Origin of the sequence: Mesorhizobium sp. B2-4-13 (assembly GCF_006658535.1) — a bacterium.
Classification (GTDB): Bacteria; Pseudomonadota; Alphaproteobacteria; order Rhizobiales; family Rhizobiaceae; genus Mesorhizobium; species Mesorhizobium australicum.
Genome location: NZ_VFVB01000002.1, coordinates 16,398 through 31,883, shown reverse-complemented (window position 1 = coordinate 31,883; position 15,486 = coordinate 16,398). Strand labels below are relative to the sequence as shown.

The window sequence follows — 15,486 nt, the reverse complement described above, 5'->3', positions numbered from 1 at the left end:
GAGAGAAGGCTCGAGCCGGCCAAGCTGTCCGCGTGGCTAGAAGCGCGGAGACATCTGAGAGCGCTGCATTCGCCCGAACGAGCCGAACCATCGGATGGCGACCATCCACCCCCGGATGACGGTGATCCTGGCGTCGCCCTGCGTGACCCTATGAAGGACCGGCGTTGGTTCACATCGAAATTCCTGAGATCGTTCCGCGGACCTATGTCACGCAATGTCATTCACGATTCCTATCCGGCGATAGATGAAACCTTCGTCCCCTGCGGCATTGGCGACGTTGCGCCGGGTTTCATCGACCAGCGCAGCCATGCGCGCGTGTGCCTCCGACTTGATGCAGACCGGATCTGTCGCAGCGGCATCGCCGACAATCGCCAACGCCTGACATCTGCAGCCGCCCCAATCGATCTCACGCCGCTCGCAGCTTCGGCATGGCTCCTGCATCCATTCGGTGCCGCGAAAGGCATTGAATGCGGGTGAAGCGGCCCAGATGTCGGCCAGCGGTTTCGCTCCAAAACGTTCGAAGCGAAGCGAAGGAATCGTCTGCGCGGCGTGGCACGGCAATACAGTACCGTCCGGGGTAACCACTAACGCGTCGCGCGCCCAACCGCCCATGCATGGCTTGGGATATGTGGCGAAATAATCCGGCGTGACAAAATCGATGTTCATAATGCCGGCGAGCCTTTCGCGCGCGGCTGCGACGATGTCCGCCTGCCGGTCTATCGCGCCACATTCGGGCATCAGCATATCGCGATTGGCCAGCGCCCAGCCGGCATACTGCACGTTGGCGATCTCGAGCCGGTCGGCGCCCAAGGAAAGAGCCAGATCGATGAATTCGGGTACCTCCTCGATGTTGTGACGATGGATCGGTGCGTTGATGGTGAGTGGCAGCCCGGCCGCGCGGGCGCGGTGTGCCGTCTTCAGCTTCTTTTCGTGGCTGCCGCTGTGGTTGGCGACACGGTCGGTGGTCGGCTGACGGGCACCCTGAAAGCTCAGTTGCAGGTGGTCGAGACCGGCTTCGGCAAAGGCTTCGATACGGCCTTCGGCAATGCCAACACCAGCGGTGATGAGGTTGGTGTAGATACCGCGCGACGAAAGCGCGGCGATCAGTTGCTCAAGGTCGCGGCGAAGCGTCGGCTCGCCGCCAGACAGGTGCACCTGGAGAACGCCCAGATCGGCGGCCTGCGAGAACAGATCGAGCCAGGTCCGCGTGTCGAGCTCCCGATTGGCCTTCAGCAATTCGAGCGGATTGGAGCAGTAAGGGCATTGCAGCGGACAGCGATGCGTCAGTTCCGCCAACATGCCGATCGGAGGCAGGAGAGGCTCGGTCATAGTTTCACCAGAAGGTTGTCCGACCATTCCTGCAGGAAGGCGATGACGTCGGCCGCTACCGCATCCTGACCGGCGTCATAGTCGGCCGCAAGGTCGGCGATGATGTGGCCGACCGTGGATCTCCCGTCGCAGCGGCGCAAGATGTCGAGGCTGACCTCGTCCGGCCAGAAGACTTTCTCCGGCGAAAGCACGGCGAAGGCGCGCCGCACAGGGTCGTACTGGATTCGGACATGCTTCGGCAGTGACGGCGCCGATCGCAACGACACGATGGCTCTTTCGCGCAGTCCCGTCATGAGGCCGCCTTCGGGCGGAAGGCGCCGGGCGGTATGTTTCCAGGCGCGCCATAGGCATGTTGAAGTGCGTCGAGCATCGCCCACAATATGTCGCATTTGAACACCAGCGCATCGATCACCTGCTGCTGACGTTCGGCCGTGTCGGCATGTTCTAGCACGTAGGCGAGCGCGAAGTCCGCGTCGCGTGATGCCTGTTCGGGCCGCCAGCTGAAATAGGCCAGCGTGTCTTGCGTAATGTAGTCGTATCTGGCCAGCATCGCCGGCACTCGTTCGCCGATGATGCGGGGTGAGAACATCTCCGTGAGTGACGATGCGACCGCCTCGAGCAGCGTACGGTTGGTGCAGAAGGAAAGGTAGGCGCCCACCGCGAAACGGGTCGCCGGCAGCGCCAGACGCTCGCTCCTGACCGCTTCGGCGTCGAGCCCTAGTGCGGTGGCCAGATGCAGCCAGCGCGCGATGCCGCCGCTCCAGCCGTCGTCGCCGTCATGATCCTCGATGCGTTTGCGCCACGCGGCGCGAAACGCCGGATCTTCGGCACGCGCCAGGATCATGGCGTCCTTGCGCGGAATGACGGCCTGGTAGCAATAACGGTTGAGCGCCCAGGCCTGCATTTCGGCTTTCGACAGAGCGCCACTGGTCATACTGTGATGGAAAGGATGTCGGTTGTGATAACGTTCTTCACCGACCTGCCGCAGCACGGCTTCGAACTCGCTCCTGGACAGGCCATCTTTCGCAGCCTCGTGGAAATCGCTCAAAATTCCATCTCCATCCCATCGCTGGCGACTTCCCAACCAGCCACTCTGACCGCCGCGTGTTCGGCGGAATTCTCGTCGAGAATAGGATTGGTGTTGTTGATATGGACGAAGATACGACGGCCGATTTTTACATCGGCTAAGCCAGCAATCGAGCCCTCCTCTCCAGAGATTGCGATGTGCCCCATGCGCGCGCCGGTTTTCTGGCCGACGCGGGCAATAATCATCTCGTCGTCCGTGTAGATGGTGCCGTCGAACAGCAGGCAGGCGGCATCAGCAACACGAGTGCGCAGGGCGGCATCGATGCGCGCGCAGCCCGGAATGTAGAAGATGGCGCCGCACCTGCCGGTCGCAGTGATGCGGACTCCGATTGTGTCACCCCTGTCGGAACTGAAATCGGCGCTGGGATCGGCCTTTTGCTCGAGGTAGAGCGCGATCTTCCCAGGTACGGGAAAGCTGTCGACCACCACGCCAGTTTCGCGGCCATACGCGTCGCGGATCGCCAGTTCGCCCGTTGGCCCCAGCAGGCGCCGAGATACGATCGACGGATCGAGAACGTTGAAAATCGAATTCGCCTCCAGCGTCTCCAGCACCTGTGCTGTTCCATAGATTGCGAACGGCTGTCGTTCACGCAGGCTGAGCAGGCCGGCGACATGGTCCACGTCGGCGTTGGTCAGCACCACGGCGCGGATTGGCGTCGAGCGCGGCGGCGCATCGGCTGGCGGCTGCAGTTCAGGCGTTTGCGCAATCTGCTGGCGAATGTCGGGCGACGCATTGAAGAGAACCCAGCCTGCCCCGTCACCCGACACGGCAATGGATGATTGTGTTCGTGGACGAACGCCGGGCATCCCGCTGCGAGCCGCGCGGCTCAAACGATAATTGCAATTCCACTGCGGAAAGCCACCTCCCGCCGCCGATCCGATGATCTTCACGAGCATACCATCGCTCCGAAGCCCTATGGAACTAGCAGGACGTTCTCAAAAGCAACCGCGTCCAATTTTCCTACGGACAAGAATTGCATGCCGCCGTTGAAGGGCACATGCAATTGCAGCCTACTTCTTGGGCGGATTTTCTGCGGGCAGGTATCGCGAAATCTCTAAACCGGCGGCGACCTGACACATGATCGGTTTCTTCCAGATCTTCTTCATCGCGTTCTCCTCTTGCGCCAGCCGAACGGGCCGGTCACGCTATCGATGCCATTACCTGAAAATGGGCACTCTTGGAGGATACAACGTGTTGCAGCTTCAGTTGTTCCTTCATCACCAGCCCGGTTTTCCAAATGAACCAGCCTTAACTTTCCTCGAACAGGCGTGAAATGTCGAGCCGCAACCGGTAATCCGATCGTCAAATATGAATGCGGTCACGCCTCGTGCGTTCATAGTGATGCATGCCAAAGGCCCGAGCTAGTCGGGCGGCTGGCGCATCGGTCCCCGCCAAAGAATCGCGCAATGCGCGTGTCGAAGCTTCAGGCCGGGTTGCCAGAGTTCAAGCGCGCCGTAATCGCGCGTTGCCACCGTGTCGTAGCGACCGGTCAAAAGCACCGTCGACCGACCGGTGCCGAGAAGGAGCATCGCTTCATGATCGTTCCTGATAGAGTTGAAACGCTTGCAAAGCTAGACCAGCTGGGCGCTGGCCCGCCGGTAGCCGCAAGCGAGAAGCGGTGAGAGCAGGCGTGCCGCTCAGGGGGCCGGCTGCGACTTGGGAAAGAGCGCGGCCAAGAAACGATCGGAATTTCCAGCAGTTGGGGTCGGGGTCGGTCCTCCCTCTACCGGTCCAAGGCATGGAGCCCGCCCCAAATGCGGAAATGGGGCGGGCTCACTTTGTTGGAATCCAGGAACATTCCTTTGTCCAAAATATTAGGGTCGCTTCCATCCTGGAGCGCACATGCCGATTTTTGACGTCCCACTTGGCTTGCCCGCCTTGGGCCGAATGAGGCTGGCGCTGACGTTTCTCGTGCTGCTCGCTTTGGTCGCGCCCGGGCTTGGCGAGCCCCAGACGATGGTGATCGGCTATCTCGGCGAACAGCGCAAACCGCCTCTACCGCTCGGGCCACTGGACGAGGTCGTCACCGACGACGGCCTGCAAGGTGCCCGGCTCGGCATCGCCGACAATGCCAGCACCGGCCGCTTTCTCGGTCAGCAATTCCGGTTGCAGGAAATCACCCTCAAGCCCGGCGAGATGCCAGCCGAAGCGGTCAAGGAATTCGCGGCCGCCGGCATCAGCTTCCTCATCGCCGATCTCGATGCCGCCCGTTTGCTGCAGGCGAGCGACGCTCCAGGCGCCGAGAGGATGACGCTGTTCAACAGTCGCGCTCCTGACGAGCGGCTCCGCCAGGAGGATTGCCGCAAGAACGTGCTACACACCATTCCGAGCCGCGCGATGCTCGCTGACGGGCTGGCGCAATATCTCGTCTGGAAGCGCTGGCAGCACTGGTTCCTGCTGGTCGGGGCGCATCCCGAGGACCGGGCGATGGCGGTCGCCTTTCGACGCGCGGCGACGCGTTTCGGAGCAAAGATCACCATCGACCAGCCCTGGACGTTCAGGCCGGCCAACGGGCGCGCCGACACAGGACATGTCACGCTGCAGACCGAGATTCCCGCTGCCACGCAGGTCAGCGACTATGATGTGCTCGTCGTTGCCGACGAGGCGGACGAGTTTGGCGCCTATCTCGAAGGCCGAACCGCATTTCCGCGGCCGGTCGCCGGGACGCAGGGTCTCGTCGCGACCGGCTGGAGCGCGGTGAACGAAGAGTGGGGTGCCACGCAACTCCAGGATCGCTTCCACAAGCAGGCCGGGCGCTGGATGCTGCCCAGCGACTACGCCGCCTGGCTCGCCGTGCGAAGCATCGGCGAGGCGGCAACGCGCCTGCACAGCCTCGATCCGATTGCGATCGGAAAGTATCTCCGCAGCAACGATTTCCTGCTCGCCGGATTCAAAGGACAGGGGCTGAGTTTCCGTCCGTGGAACGGCCAGATGCGCCAGCCTGTCCTGATCGCGGGCCCTCGGCTGCTCGTCTCCAACTCGCCACAGCCGGGTTTCCTGCACCAGCGAACGCCACTCGATACTCTGGGGATCGATCTGGAGGAGAGCACATGCAAGTTCTGATTGATCTTATCCTTGCAATGTTGATTCTCGTTCCTCCCGCCTCGGCTGAGACGATCTACGTCTCCAATGAACAGGACAACACCGTCGCGGTCGTCGACGGGGCGGCCATGACCCTGCAGACAACCATCGATGTCGGACGGCGTCCGCGCGGGATGGCGCTTTCGATCGACAAGAAGACGCTATTCGTTGCCGAAGGCGACGACAACCGCATCGATGTGATCGATCTCGCCAAACGGCAGGTGGTTGGTCGGTTGCCTTCGGGCGCCGATCCGGAATTCTTCGTTGTCCATCCGGACGGCAAGCGGCTCTTCGTGGCCAATGAAAATGACAATCTGGTTTCGGTCGTCGATATCGCGGCAGGTAAGGTCACAGGCACCATCGACGTCGGCGTGGAACCAGAAGGCATGGCAGTCAGCGCCGATGGCCGCACGGTCGCCTGCACTTCGGAGACGACGAGCATGGTTCATCTCATCGATGCCGGCACACTCGAGCTCATCGACAATCTGCTGGTCGACACACGGCCGCGCGCGGCGGCGTTTTCGCCGGACGACAAGCAATTGTGGGTGTCGTCCGAAATCCGGGGCACCGTCGCCGTCTTCGATACCGCTACACGCGCTGAAACTGGCAAGATCGAATTCGAGGTGCCGGGTATCCGGCGCGAGGGGGTGCAAGCGGTTGGCATTGAGATGTCGCGCGACGGCACGACCGCCTATGTGGCGCTCGGCCCGGCCAACAGGGTTGCAGAGGTCGACACCAAGACGCTGGCGGTGCGGCGCCTCTATCTCGTCGGCCAGCGTCCGTGGCATGTAGCGCTATCGGACGACCAGAAGCGTCTGATCAGCGCCAACGGCAACTCGGGCGACATCTCCTTCATCAACCTTCACGATCAGGAGGTGGTGAGATCACTGCCGGTGGGGCGCGGTCCGTGGGGCGTCGTGATTGGCCCATGAACGCCCTGTCAGTCGAGGATCTAGGTCACAGTTTCGGAAGCCGGCGGGTTCTCCAGGGCGTCTCGTTCGCGGTGGCTGAAGGCAGGATGTGTATCCTGCTTGGACGCAACGGCGCCGGCAAGACGACCTTGTTCTCGCTGATCACCGGTCTCTACCACGCGCGCGTAGGATCAGTGCAGGTCTTCGGCCAAGCCATGAATGCCAATCCTTCCGCCGCGCTCGCGCAAATGGGCGTCGTCTTTCAATTGCCGACTCTCGACCTCGATCTGACGGCCGGCGAGAACCTGCGATACCATGCGGCCCTGCATGGGCTTCCCACGGAGCTGAGCAAGGAGCGCTCCAGGGAGGAACTCAGCCGCCTGGAGGTGCTGGACAGGATCGACGATCCCGCCCGCGCGCTGTCCGGCGGCCAGCGCCGGCGCGTGGAGATCGCACGGGCGCTGATGCATGGTCCACGCCTGCTGCTGCTCGACGAGCCTACCACCGGGCTCGACGTGCCAGGACGGCGCGCGCTTGAACAGCATATGAGAAAGCTTTGCCGAGAGCGTCGCATTGCCGTTCTGTGGGCAACGCATTTCCTCGAAGAGGTGGCGGCCGACGATGATGTCGTGGTGCTGGATCAGGGCAGGGTATGCTGGGCCGGCGGCGCGGATCGCATCGCGCCCGAGCTTAATGTCGAAACCATCGCGGGGGCATTCGCCGTGCTGACGGGCTCGCCATGAAAGTCCACCACGCATTGCGCGCGCTCGACGGCATCTTGCGGCGGGAGATGTTGCGAACGCTTCGGCAGCGCGGCCGGCTGCTCTCGGCGATCATACGGCCTTTGGTCTGGCTCGCCATCTTCGCCGCCGGCTTCCGCTCGGTGCTTGGCCTGTCAATCACGCCGCCCTATCAGACCTACGTGCTCTACGAGGTCTATGTCGTCCCCGGGCTGGCGGCCATGATGCTGCTCTTCCATGCCATGGCAAGCTCGCTGGCGATGGTCTACGACCGTGAGATGGGCAGCATGCGCCTGTTGCTGACGGCGCCGCTTCCACGCTGGTATCTGCTTGCCGCGCGGCTGCTGGCGAGCGTCATCGTCGGTCTGCCGCTGGTCTATCTGTTCTTGCTGATCGCGCGTTATTGGGACGTGCGCCCGCCGTTTCTAGGCTACCTCGCCGTGTTTCCGGCGCTGGTCCTGTCAGGCCTGATGCTGGGCGCGTTCGGGTTGCTGGTATCGTCCGTTTCGACGCAGATGGAGAACTTCGCAGGCGTGATGAACTTCGTCATCTTCCCGACGTTCTTCGCCTCGACGGCGCTTTATCCGATATGGCGGCTCGCCGAGGCGGGGCCGGTGCTGGCTACGATCGCCGCATGGAACCCGTTCAGTTCGGCGGTCGAACTGATACGCTTCACGCTCTATCTGCGCTTCGATCCCGTTTCCGTCCTTGTCGTTCTCGCCTGCCTCGTCGTGTTTTTCCTGGCGGCAGTGGTCGGCTACGACCCCGGCCGCGGCCTGTGGTCCCGGCGCGGCGAGGGCTGATCATTTCAGGGCGTAGAGGTAGGCAGCGATATCACGCGCCTGCTGCTCTGTGATCCCCGTCGATGGCATTGCCGTGTGCGGATTGATCTCCCTGGCCGCTCGTATCCAGCGGATCAGGTTCTCCGGCTCGCCAGCACGCCGGCGATAAAGACCCGGTCGGCAAGGCTGGAATCGAGGCGCGGACCAACCTGGCCTTGTGCCCCCGGCACGCCGGCGATCGTATGGCATCCGGAGCATCCGTACGAGCCGCAACGGATTTATGCAAATCCATCATAAATCGCATGCTCATATCTCGTTTGCGGCGATCGTGGTCGCATGGTTACGCTTGGGCATCAAAACAAAAACGAGGCGATTGAGCCTCGGGGAACCTTCATCATGCGCGAAATTGGGAGCGCTGAACCGGCACATTTCGTGATCGTGCCGCGACGCAAGACTGGGACGAAAATCCTGGGTCTCCTTGTCATTGTTCTGCTTGCGATGCTCGTCAGGGCTTTCTGGGTCGGCGACATTGCCTGGAGTTATGTCGGCACCAACCTGTTTTCGCCGAGCGTGCTCAAGGGCGTAATCAACTCCATCATTATGACATTCTGCGCCATGGCGCTGGGCATCGTGCTAGGCGTGGTCACCGCCGTTATGCGCATGTCGGACAATCCGGTACTGCGGAATGTCTCGATCGGCTACGTCTGGCTCTTCCGCGGCACGCCGGCGCTTCTGCAACTGCTGCTGTGGTTCAACCTCGCGCTGATTTTTCCCACGATCGGAATTCCAGGACTGTTCTCGTTTCGAACCGTCGACATCATGACGCCCTTCGTCGCCGCGTTCCTTGGGTTGGGCATCCAGCAAGGCGCCTATACCGCCGAGGTGGTCCGCGCCGGCATTCTGGCCGTGGACAAGGGTCAGACCGAGGCCGGCCTTTCAATTGGCATGACGCCTTTACGCGCTATGCTGAGGATCGTCCTGCCACAGGCCATGCGCGTTATCGTTCCGCCTATCGGCAACGAAACCATCGGCATGGTCAAGCTCACGTCGCTCGCCAGCGTCATCCAATATTCCGAGTTGCTGAGAAGCGTCGAGGACGTCTACTACGTCAACTCTCGCGTCATCGAACTGCTGATTGTCGCCGCCATCTGGTACATGATCGTCGTCACTGTACTGTCCATTGGCCAGATCTTCGTCGAGCGCTATTTTTCGAAAGGCTGGGGCGGCCACGGTCAGCCCGCCGGCCGAGCCCTCACCGAGGAGGCGGCGTGATGGACGCGCTGATCACGGCTGTCGGTCTGCAGAAATATTTCGGTTCTTTCCATGTCCTGCAAGACATCAACTTTGCAATTGCCAAGGGCGAGGTCGTCTGCATCATCGGCCCATCCGGCTCTGGCAAGAGCACCTTCCTGCGCTGCATCAACCAGCTTGAAAAGCTCGATGCTGGATATGTCGCCATCGAGGGCGAAATCGTGGGCTACCGCCGTGATGGGAACAAACTCCATCCGTTGAGCCAAAGCGAGATCGCCCGCCAGCGGCAGTCCGTGGGCATGGTGTTCCAGCGTTTCCATCTTTTCCCGCACAAGACGGTGCTGCAAAACATCGTCGAAGGGCCGGTGGGAGTGCAGAAACGCCCCAAGAGGGATTGCATCGATGAAGCCAAGACCCTGCTCAACCGCGTCGGGCTTTCCCTCAAGGCCGATGCTTACCCGGGCGAATTGTCGGGAGGCCAGCAGCAGCGTGTGGCGATCGCTCGCTCACTCGCGATGAAGCCGAAAGCGATGCTGTTCGACGAGCCCACCTCGGCGCTCGATCCGGAGCTGGTCGGCGAGGTGCTGAGCGTGATGAAGGAGCTTGCGGCGTCCGGCACCACTATGATCGTCGTCACGCATGAACTGGGCTTCTGCCGCGAGGTGGCCGACCGTGTGCTGTTCATGGACGCCGGTCGCATCGTCGACTGCGGGACACCCGCCGAGATTCTCGAAAATCCCCGAAATCCCAGAGTGAAGAATTTCATCTCTGCGGTGCTTTGAAAAACAACCTTCAGGAGGAAAAACCCATGAAATTCATACGCATTGCCGTTTCGGCGATGGCCTTGGTCGCGGCCGGTGCTGCGCACGCCGACACCAAGCTTAACCTTGTCAACCTGGGTGAACTGCGCGTCCTGACGAACCCGATCTACCCGCCCATGGAATTCGTCAATCCCGATCAGGGCACGCTGGATGGCTTCGACGTAGACCTGATCAACGCCATTGGCAAAAAGCTCAACCTTAACGTGCTTTTCGTCACCTCCGCATTCCAGGAGCTGCAGAGCGGGCTCCAGACCGGGCGCGGCGATATGATCATCTCCGGCATGAGCGACAACGTGAAGCGCCAAGCCAGCATGGACTTCGTCGACTACATAACGAGTGGCCCAATCCTCTTCACGATGAAGGCCAACGCCGCCCAATATAAGGAAACGACGGATTTCTGCGGCAAGACCGTCGCCGGCAGCCGTTCGACCTCCTTCGGCGAAAACGTCACCGGCTGGAGCGACGCCAACTGCGTGGCCAAGGGTAAGCCTGCGATCAAGTTCGAGGGAACGGCCGATTCCAACGCCGCCCGTCTCGGCATGAAGCAGGGCCGCTACGACGCCGTGGTGCAGGGCATCGAAACGATTGCCTACCAGATCCGCCTCGAGCCGGACACCTATCAACTCGTCGGCGAACCCCTGCTCAGCAACGATACCTTCGGCATGGGCTTCAAAAAGGACAATACCAGCCTTCGCGATGCCGTGGCCGGCGCATTAGACGAACTGATCAAGGACGGCTCTTACGACGCCATGCTCAAGAAGTGGGGCTTGGTGCACAACGCGGTGCCGAAGGCCGTCATCAACGGCGTGAAGTAAGCACCAAGGCGCACCTAAATCTCCTCACTTCGCGATTTGACCGGCCATCCGGCCGGAGCGGAGAGCTTTTGTCTTTCACAATCCGCGCCCGGCTTGCCGGGCGCGGATGAATCCCCAAACAGAATGACCACGCCATGCCGCAGTCGCCTCTTATCATCGGTTCGCTTTGGCCAGCCGGAAGACAATCCGCAGTCGGTCTCGCTTTCGACGTCGATGGGCCGACGGGAGACGCGATGCTCGACGGATCGCTGCTTTGCAACCCGCGCTATTTCACGCAGGGCGCCTATGGCCCATGGCGCGCGCTGCCGAGATTACTCGACCTGCTCGCGGCCTATGGCCTCAGGGCCACCTTCTTTATCCCAACCTGGGTTGTGGAGCACTGGACCGACCGGTGCGAGCGCATCGTGGCCGGCGGGCACGAGGTTGGCTATCACGGTCACCGCCACGAGGTATTCATTGACCTCACGGCGGAGCAGCAACTGGACGTGATGGCGCGGTCGCGCCGGATTTTTCGCGACCGGCTCGGCGTGACCCCTATCGGGTTCAGAACACCATCGGGCGATTGGAGCCACGAAACGGTGGCGCTTCTCCAGGATTTCGGCGTCATCTACTCGAGTTCCATGCGCGGCGACGACCGCCCCTACTTCCATCCTTCCGATGAGGGTCCCGGGCTCGTTGAAGTCCCGGCGCGCTGGGACATCGACGACTACACCGCGCTTGCCTACACGGAGACGCCGGATTTCCCCATCGGGCTTGACCGGATTGCAGACTACCGCGTCGTGGAGCGCAACTGGTGCGCGGAGTTCGAAGGCTATCACCGCGAAGGGCTGTGCTGGACGACGATCCTGCATCCGAAGGTATGCGCCAAGCCAGGGCGTCTTTCCATTCTCGAAGGCCTGTTCAAGGTGATCGCCAGCAAAGGCGACAGCGTCTGGACGGCCCGTCTAGGCGACATCGCCCATTGGTGGATCGAACGCTGGTCCGAGGCCGACAATCGAAAGCCGACGCCATGACCACGCCACAGCCTACAATCTGGCCCAAGGGCAAAAACTGCGCCGTGATGATCGCGGTGCCGTTCGACGACGGAGCCGACGCGATAGCCGCCGCTCCCGATCTTGCCAACAGATCGAAGAGCCTGTCGGTCTGGCAATTCGGCGCGACCCGTGGCGTCGAACGGCTTTGCCGGACATTCGCCACATCGAGCGTCAAGGCAAGCTGGTTCCTGGACGCCCAAACGGCGGATCGCCATGGCGACCTGGTGCGTCGGATCGCCTATGCGGGGCACGAGATCGCAAGCAGCGGTCTTGCCTTCGATCGCTACGATGCGCTCACGCCTGCCCGGTTGCTCGACAGCCTCAAGCGCTCGAAAGACGCACTGGAAACGCTGGCGGGGAGGCACACAACCGGGTTTCGCCTGCCGCAGGGCAATTGGCCCCCAGGGTTCGACAGACTTCTGATGGAGGCGGGCTACAGTTGGTCGGCCAGCCTCAATGGCGACGACGTGCCCTACACTCATCCGTCCGGCCTTGTGGCAATTCCGGTTCACATCGAGCTGGAAGACCGGCCCTATTTCCAGTTCAATTTCGCGCCCGCCTTTCCGAAGGGGCAGGGCCGGATACCCGACTACGAAGGCGTCCTTCACAACTGGGTCGCCGAGTTCGACGCATATCGCCGCTTCGGCCTCTGCTACGTTATCCAGCTTCGACCGGAATGGAGCGGAACACCTGGGCGCATCTCGCTTGTCGAGGACCTGCTGCGTCACATCCTCAGCTTCGACGATGTGTGGCTGGCGACTGGCGCCGAGATAGCGGAGCGCCAGAAGGCGCTTGGCTCGACCGTTGCGAATGATCATCCGATCCAGGTCTTCGACGCCTACCGCAAGGAGCAGGGCGTCAATGACTGAAACCATTCTGACTGCACTTGCCGACAAACTCGCTGCCACGGACTTTTCGGACTTTCCTGAAAACACGGTGCGAAAAGCCAAGCTCCATATTCTGGATACGGTGGGCGTGTCGATCGCGGGCGCGACATCCCTCGAGACGAAGCTCGCGGTCGACGCACTTGAGTTGAAGGGCGACAAAGGCGAGGCGAGCGCCTGGGGACTGCCGCTCAAGACCGACGCCCGCACCGCCGCCTTCATCAACGGCGTGTCCGCGCATGCCTTCGAACTGGACGACTCCGGCGGCTGCGACCACTCCGGCGCCGTCGTCCTGCCGGCCGTCATCGCAGCACTCGAGACGACCGGACGGGCGGTGGACGGTCGCCTGTTCCTCAAATCGGTGCTGCTTGGGTATGAGGTGGGACGCCGCGTCCTGGAGGCCTGCGGCGGCTATGAAACCCACAACGGCAAAGGCTGGCATTCTACTGGCACCTGCGGGACCTTCGGCGCTGCGGCGGCCGTGGCGACACTGTTGGGGCTGGATCGAGACGGCATAGCCTCGGCGCTAGGCTGCGCGCTCTCCTATTCGGGCGGGACCTGGGCCTTCATCCATGATGGCGGCCCTGCCAAGAAGCTTCACGCCGGCCGTGCCGCGGAGGGCGGCTACGTTTCGGCCCGGCTCGCTCGGTCCGGTTTTCGCGGGCCAATTTCGGCTTTCGACGATGTTTGGGGCGGATTTTTCCGAACCTTCGGTGACGGGCGGGCGGCGCCGGAAGAGCTCAGTCGCGATTTCGGCCAGAACTGGCGGCTCAACCGCTGCTCAATCAAGCCGCACGCGACGTGCCGCGGCACGCATTCAGCCATCGACGCCATCGATTTGATGCTCGGGGACAACGGGCTGGCGAGTTCGGATGTCGCTTCGGTCTCCGTCGAGATGAGCGGCTTCCAGTTCGGCATGTGCGGCCACAAGACTGTAACCTCGCGAGCGCAGGCGCAGATGAGCCTGCCTTATGCGGTCGCGGCGCGGCTGCATTACGGCAAGGTCTCGTTGGCCGAGCTCGAGGAGAAAGCCTGGCGTGATCCAGCGATCGGCAAATGGCTGGACCGTGTGACGGTTCGCGTCGACCAGGCGATGCGCGATGAGGAAGAGCCGTCCGTGCATATCCGTACCCCTGATGGGAGCGCGTTCTCGGCCAAGGTGGAAGATCCGCTCGGCGGACCGCTCAATCCGCTGAGCGATGAACGCATCATTGCCAAATACACCGACCTTGCCGGCGCAGTGCTGCCGGAAACTCGCATTGCCGCGCTCCGCGATGAGATCCTCGGCATCGATGCCGTCGCCGATGTCCGCCCTTTCACCAACCTGCTCCAACCGTGAGATGACAATGTCCGCACTTTCGAACGCAACATGGTCGCCCCTCTTCAAGGAGGCAGTCTCGACCGACTTTCGCGACTTTCACGAATGCCTCGACCAGGACAAGCGCATCGCCATCTATGACGTCGCCGCCTCCAAGGTTCATGCCCGGATGCTAATGCGCGCAGGCGTCCTGACGCCCACGGACCACGATGCCATCCAGGTCGGTCTCGACACGATCGCTGGGGAAATCGGATCCGGTGCTTTTGCGTGGAGGAAGGAGCTCGAGGACGTCCACATGAACGTCGAAAGCCGCCTGACGGCGCTGGTCGGCGACGCCGGCAAGAAGCTTCACACCGCCCGCTCGCGCAATGACCAGGTCGCGACGGATATTCGCCTTTATGCACGAGCCGAACTCGCAGCGCTCGGCCTTGAGTTGCAGGCGCTTATCCTCGCCTTCGTCGATCTCGCGGAACCCCATGCGGCTACGATCATGCCGGGCTTCACCCACCTTCAGATCGCGCAACCGGTTACGTTCGGCCATCACTTGATGGCTTATGCGGAGATGTTCAGCCGCGATCTCGAGCGCATTGGCCAGGCGCGCGAGCGCCTCAATGTGTCACCGCTGGGCGCCGCGGCGCTCGCGGGAACAAGCTATCCCATTGATCCTGATTTCAGCGCGCAGGAACTCGGTTTTTCGCGCGCCTTCCGCAATTCGCTCGACGCGGTGTCCGATCGCGATTACGTGGTCGATATCTGCTCGGCCGGGGCAGTCATCATGGGCCACCTGTCGCGCTTTGCCGAGGAGGTCATCCTGTGGTGTACGCCAATGGTCGATTTCATTGAGCTCGGCGATCAGTTCTGCACCGGCTCGTCGATCATGCCGCAGAAGCGCAATCCTGATCTTGCCGAGCTTGTCCGTGGCAAGGCCGCGCGTGTTATCGGCAACCTGACGACGTCGGTGGCCCTGATGAAATCTCAGCCTCTCGCCTTCAACAAGGACCAGCAGGAATCCAAGCCGCCGCTGACCGATACGTTGGAGAATGTGCGTGGCGCGGTTACCGTCACGACGCAGATGCTGCCGACGATTAAGGTCAAGGCCGCCAACATGCGCGCGGCTGCGGAAAAAGGCTATTCGACGGCGACAGACCTCGCAGATTATCTCGTGCGCGCCGGCATGTCCTTCCGGGATGCCCACCATGCGGTGGCCGCGATCGTGGGCGCGGCACGAGACCAGGGTTACGCTACACTTTCCGCGATGCCGCTTGCTGCCATGCAGGCTTTTGCTCCCATTATCTCGGAGGACGTGGTGGATGCCCTGACGACGGAAGGCTCCGTTGCCAGCCGCAACCATCGCGGCGGCACCGCACCCGTGCAGGTTCGCCGCGCCGCGGCCGAACTGCGGGTCATGCTCGGGTAATTAGGCGAGCTATTTA

The 15,486-nt window shown here is 62.1% G+C and carries 15 protein-coding genes; 11 read left to right on the top strand and 4 right to left on the bottom strand.

The window, feature by feature from the left end; genetic code table 11:
• Positions 1-207: 207 nt before the first annotated feature.
• Genes pqqE through pqqB form a run of 4 tightly spaced genes read right to left on the bottom strand, consistent with a single transcriptional unit; the run spans position 208 to position 3,312 of the window.
• Positions 208-1,329, bottom strand: a complete 1,122-nt coding sequence (gene pqqE / locus FJ936_RS04220) for a pyrroloquinoline quinone biosynthesis protein PqqE (RefSeq protein WP_015316538.1) — start codon at positions 1,327-1,329, stop codon at positions 208-210.
• Positions 1,326-1,622 (bottom strand): pyrroloquinoline quinone biosynthesis peptide chaperone PqqD, encoded by a 297-nt coding sequence (gene pqqD, locus FJ936_RS04215; protein WP_015316539.1) that lies wholly within the window; start codon positions 1,620-1,622, stop codon positions 1,326-1,328. Before pqqD ends, pqqE begins: the two co-directional genes overlap by 4 nt.
• Positions 1,619-2,377, bottom strand: a complete 759-nt coding sequence (pqqC, locus tag FJ936_RS04210; RefSeq protein ID WP_141906167.1) for a pyrroloquinoline-quinone synthase PqqC — start codon at positions 2,375-2,377, stop codon at positions 1,619-1,621. The genes pqqD and pqqC overlap by 4 nt, the downstream gene beginning before the upstream one ends.
• Positions 2,374-3,312: a pyrroloquinoline quinone biosynthesis protein PqqB gene (pqqB, locus tag FJ936_RS04205; protein ID WP_141906166.1), complete on the bottom strand. Its 939-nt coding sequence runs from the start codon at positions 3,310-3,312 to the stop codon at positions 2,374-2,376. Before pqqB ends, pqqC begins: the two co-directional genes overlap by 4 nt.
• Before the next feature lie 946 nt (positions 3,313-4,258).
• Here pqqB and FJ936_RS04195 point away from each other — a divergent pair.
• From FJ936_RS04195 to argH, 11 genes are all read left to right on the top strand, one after another.
• Positions 4,259-5,479, top strand: coding sequence for an ABC transporter substrate-binding protein (locus FJ936_RS04195; RefSeq protein ID WP_141906165.1), 1,221 nt, complete (start codon positions 4,259-4,261; stop codon positions 5,477-5,479).
• On the top strand, positions 5,467-6,429 hold the full coding sequence (locus tag FJ936_RS04190) for a PQQ-dependent catabolism-associated beta-propeller protein (protein ID WP_140787288.1): 963 nt from the start codon (positions 5,467-5,469) through the stop codon (positions 6,427-6,429). Before FJ936_RS04195 ends, FJ936_RS04190 begins: the two co-directional genes overlap by 13 nt.
• Positions 6,426-7,151 carry an ATP-binding cassette domain-containing protein gene (locus FJ936_RS04185; protein ID WP_015316544.1) on the top strand — a complete coding sequence of 242 codons (726 nt, stop codon included), beginning with the start codon at positions 6,426-6,428 and terminating at the stop codon, positions 7,149-7,151. The genes FJ936_RS04190 and FJ936_RS04185 overlap by 4 nt, the downstream gene beginning before the upstream one ends.
• Positions 7,148-7,951, top strand: a complete 804-nt coding sequence (locus FJ936_RS04180) for an ABC transporter permease (protein WP_141906164.1) — start codon at positions 7,148-7,150, stop codon at positions 7,949-7,951. The genes FJ936_RS04185 and FJ936_RS04180 overlap by 4 nt, the downstream gene beginning before the upstream one ends.
• Positions 7,952-8,326: 375 nt before the next feature.
• Entirely contained in the window at positions 8,327-9,202 is an 876-nt protein-coding gene (locus FJ936_RS04170; protein ID WP_140787292.1) for an amino acid ABC transporter permease, read from the top strand.
• The gene (locus tag FJ936_RS04165; RefSeq protein ID WP_140787294.1) at positions 9,202-9,963 is read left to right on the top strand and encodes an amino acid ABC transporter ATP-binding protein; all 762 of its coding nucleotides are present in this window, start codon (positions 9,202-9,204) and stop codon (positions 9,961-9,963) included. The genes FJ936_RS04170 and FJ936_RS04165 overlap by 1 nt, the downstream gene beginning before the upstream one ends.
• A complete protein-coding gene (locus FJ936_RS04160; protein WP_246680413.1) occupies positions 9,960-10,817 on the top strand; it encodes an ABC transporter substrate-binding protein in 858 nt (285 codons plus the stop codon). The genes FJ936_RS04165 and FJ936_RS04160 overlap by 4 nt, the downstream gene beginning before the upstream one ends.
• Before the next feature lie 233 nt (positions 10,818-11,050).
• The gene (locus FJ936_RS04155) at positions 11,051-11,830 is read left to right on the top strand and encodes a polysaccharide deacetylase (RefSeq protein WP_246680412.1); all 780 of its coding nucleotides are present in this window, start codon (positions 11,051-11,053) and stop codon (positions 11,828-11,830) included.
• Positions 11,827-12,720: a polysaccharide deacetylase family protein gene (locus tag FJ936_RS04150; RefSeq protein ID WP_141906162.1), complete on the top strand. Its 894-nt coding sequence runs from the start codon at positions 11,827-11,829 to the stop codon at positions 12,718-12,720. The genes FJ936_RS04155 and FJ936_RS04150 overlap by 4 nt, the downstream gene beginning before the upstream one ends.
• Positions 12,713-14,074 carry an MmgE/PrpD family protein gene (locus FJ936_RS04145; protein ID WP_141906161.1) on the top strand — a complete coding sequence of 454 codons (1,362 nt, stop codon included), beginning with the start codon at positions 12,713-12,715 and terminating at the stop codon, positions 14,072-14,074. Before FJ936_RS04150 ends, FJ936_RS04145 begins: the two co-directional genes overlap by 8 nt.
• Positions 14,010-15,470 carry an argininosuccinate lyase gene (gene argH / locus FJ936_RS04140; RefSeq protein ID WP_348643152.1) on the top strand — a complete coding sequence of 487 codons (1,461 nt, stop codon included), beginning with the start codon at positions 14,010-14,012 and terminating at the stop codon, positions 15,468-15,470. Before FJ936_RS04145 ends, argH begins: the two co-directional genes overlap by 65 nt.
• Positions 15,471-15,486: the final 16 nt, after the last annotated feature.

Coding starts and splice junctions, on each gene's coding strand:
- pqqE (WP_015316538.1), bottom strand. CDS start 1,329: ATGACCGAGCCTCTCCTGCCTCCGATCGGCATGTTGGCGGAACTGACG.
- pqqD (WP_015316539.1), bottom strand. CDS start 1,622: ATGACGGGACTGCGCGAAAGAGCCATCGTGTCGTTGCGATCGGCGCCG.
- pqqB (WP_141906166.1), bottom strand. CDS start 3,312: ATGCTCGTGAAGATCATCGGATCGGCGGCGGGAGGTGGCTTTCCGCAG.
- FJ936_RS04195 (WP_141906165.1), top strand. CDS start 4,259: ATGCCGATTTTTGACGTCCCACTTGGCTTGCCCGCCTTGGGCCGAATG.
- FJ936_RS04190 (WP_140787288.1), top strand. CDS start 5,467: ATGCAAGTTCTGATTGATCTTATCCTTGCAATGTTGATTCTCGTTCCT.
- FJ936_RS04185 (WP_015316544.1), top strand. CDS start 6,426: ATGAACGCCCTGTCAGTCGAGGATCTAGGTCACAGTTTCGGAAGCCGG.
- FJ936_RS04180 (WP_141906164.1), top strand. CDS start 7,148: ATGAAAGTCCACCACGCATTGCGCGCGCTCGACGGCATCTTGCGGCGG.
- FJ936_RS04170 (WP_140787292.1), top strand. CDS start 8,327: ATGCGCGAAATTGGGAGCGCTGAACCGGCACATTTCGTGATCGTGCCG.
- FJ936_RS04165 (WP_140787294.1), top strand. CDS start 9,202: ATGGACGCGCTGATCACGGCTGTCGGTCTGCAGAAATATTTCGGTTCT.
- FJ936_RS04155 (WP_246680412.1), top strand. CDS start 11,051: ATGCTCGACGGATCGCTGCTTTGCAACCCGCGCTATTTCACGCAGGGC.
- FJ936_RS04150 (WP_141906162.1), top strand. CDS start 11,827: ATGACCACGCCACAGCCTACAATCTGGCCCAAGGGCAAAAACTGCGCC.
- FJ936_RS04145 (WP_141906161.1), top strand. CDS start 12,713: ATGACTGAAACCATTCTGACTGCACTTGCCGACAAACTCGCTGCCACG.
- argH (WP_348643152.1), top strand. CDS start 14,010: ATGAGATCCTCGGCATCGATGCCGTCGCCGATGTCCGCCCTTTCACCA.